This window comes from Butyricicoccus sp. OF27-2pH9A, from assembly GCF_027693185.1.
GTDB lineage: Bacteria > Bacillota > Clostridia > Oscillospirales > Butyricicoccaceae > Agathobaculum > Agathobaculum butyriciproducens.
Window position 1 is genome coordinate 1 of record NZ_JAQEXK010000044.1, and the last position, 2,744, is coordinate 2,744.

Below are 2,744 nucleotides of genomic sequence, written 5' to 3' on the forward strand. Positions count from 1 at the left end.
AGTGCGACTCGTTCGCAGGCGGTAAAAAGTCTGCGCACGGGCAACGGTTTTCCGTTGTTCGGAGAACTGATAGTTTGATAGGTGGAATGACGGGGTAACGCCCTGAAACGCCTACCCTTGATGGGCGTGCATTAGCTGTAATGGCTTTTGTACGAAGCCCCATGACAAAGGCTGAGAGTAACCGTAACCACTGCCAAAAGTGGTCGAAAGCGGTCTGGCGGCAGACTGTGTTACCTATAGGCCGAGGGTCTATAAGATACCTATGGTTAGAATGTTCGCTTTGGCGGGCGGACTGACGAACCTGCGAATGTACAGGTCTAAAAGAAGACCACGCAGAAATGCGTGGGTGCGTTAAAGCGCAGTCGGTGTGGTTCAGTAGAAATTTGCCCTACGAACGACCATGCTGTGTTACAGGCACAGGCAAGCCGACAGGTCTATAGCAGGAACCTAAGGGTATGTATGTACAGATAGAACTATCGGAACGAGGAAAGGCAGCAGATTCCGCAAGGAATAGTTTGACGAAGAACAATAAGCAGACGAACTGCTGCTGAAAAGCAGTGGTCGAACCTATGATGTGCTTGCGTTATGTGAGCTACGGAGGAATGGCCACAAGTCGGTTGAGATAAACAGGCATTATTCAATCCAACATAAGGATTCGAGTAAGACCAAAAGGGTCACTTTCGTAAAAGGAGGTGATGCCTTATGCCAAAGAAAAGCAAAAATCTATGTGTAGATGATTTACGTCACGCCGAGTATTACGGTATGCAGCCAGTTTTTGACGAACTCTACCGTCGAAGTCTGGATGGAGACAACTTTACCGACCTCATGGATATAATCCTAAGCCGGGATAACATTCTTTTGGCATATCGGAACATCAAAGCAAACGGAGGAAGCTACACAGCAGGAACAGACAACAAAAACATTAGTGACATCGGGTGTTTACCGCCCGAAACAGTTGTGGAGAAAGTGAGGTTTATTGTCACAGGAAGTCATCACGGATACCGACCAAAACCGGTCAGGCGTAAAGACATTCCGAAGCCAAACGGCAAGACCCGCCCGTTGGGTATTCCTTGTATCTGGGACAGGCTGGTACAGCAATGTATCAAGCAGGTCATGGAGCCTATCTGCGAAGCGAAATTCAGCGACAATAGCTACGGCTTTCGCCCGAACCGCTCCGTAGAACACGCCATGCAGAGAACCTATACCATGCTCCAGCGAATGAATCTGCATTATGTGATTGAGTTTGATATAAAGGGCTTTTTCGATAATGTAAATCACAGTAAGCTGGTGCGGCAGATATGGGCTTTGGGAATACACGACAAACAGTTGATTTTTATTATCAAGCGGATTCTGAAAGCACCGATTAGAATGCCAGACGGCACTACCCTCATTCCAGACAAAGGCACACCGCAAGGTGGTATCATTTCACCGCTACTTGCGAATATCGTGCTGAATGAACTGGATAACTGGGTAGAGAGCCAATGGCAGAACCACCCTCTTGTAAAGGAATACGGGTATGAGAGGAAAATCAGAAACTCGATTACTTTTGACCGGAGCAAGGCATTTCTCAAAATGAGGAAAACGGGACTGAAAGAAATGTACATCGTGAGATATGCAGATGATTTCAGAATCTTCTGTCGGAATAAAGAGGACGCCTTGAGAACAAAAGAAGCTGTAACAGCGTGGATAACTGAGAGGCTAAGGCTTGAAGTATCGCCGGAGAAAACAAGGATAGTCAATGTCAGAAAACGCTATTCAGAGTTTCTCGGATTCAAGATACGGGTCAGACCAAAAAGCGGTAGGTACGCTGTGCAATCTCATATCTGTGACAAAAAGTTGGAACTGGAAAAGCAAAAGCTGGTGGAACAAGCGAAGCGGATTGCCAGACCGTCCAAAGGAAAAAGACCTTTAGACGAGATAAGGCTGTTCAATTCAATGGTTCTGGGAATACAGAATTATTTTCAGCTTGCTACCTGTATCAGTATTGATTGCAGAAAAATCCACAGGCAGGTCATGACAGTTTTAACAAATCGGCTCAATACAGAAACCGGGTGCAAACTTGTTCGAGAAGGCGGTGCAATGACCGAGAGCGAAAAGGAGCGGTTCGGTAAGTCGGCAATGGTGCGGTATGTATCAGGAATCGACCAACCTATCTACCCTATCGCATATATCAAGAACAAGATACCGATGGCAAAGAAAACAGCGGTATGCAGTTACACGGCCGACGGACGGACATTGATACACACAAACCTAAGCCTGAACTCATTTGTTCTGGCGGGTTTGAGAAATCAACCGTCTATGGGTCGAAGCACAGAACTCACAGACAGCAGGATTTCATTATTCTCTGCTCAACGTGGAAAATGTGCGCTAAGTGGAGAACTCTTTGAAAATGCGGCTGACATCGTATGCTGGCTGAAAACTCCGGCAGAATTTGGCGGCAGGGAACGCTATCAAAACATGATTTTGTTCCACAGGAGATTCCTTCCGCTTCTGCAAAGACGCCCGATGAATGAGCTGAAAGCGATAGCTGATGCTCTCAAAACAACAAAGGAACTGATGTTAAAAGTGAACAGTCTGCGTGAGCGGGCTGGTTTGTCCGCAATAGAATAATAGTATTTCATTTGGAGATTGATTAAATGCTTGTGAAAACAATCGATGGAACGCCGGATGCGGTGAAAGTCGCACGTCCGGTGTGAAGTGGGGGAAAATCCGGCGATAACTTCAAAGGATTACCTATCACTATA

The 2,744-nt window shown here is 46.4% G+C and carries 1 protein-coding gene; it reads left to right on the top strand.

What is annotated here, in order from left to right:
* Positions 1 to 702: 702 nt before the first annotated feature.
* Complete coding sequence (gene ltrA, locus PG722_RS13835; protein WP_087257629.1) at positions 703 to 2,610, top strand: group II intron reverse transcriptase/maturase; 1,908 nt, start codon at positions 703 to 705, stop codon at positions 2,608 to 2,610.
* Positions 2,611 to 2,744 lie beyond the last annotated feature (134 nt).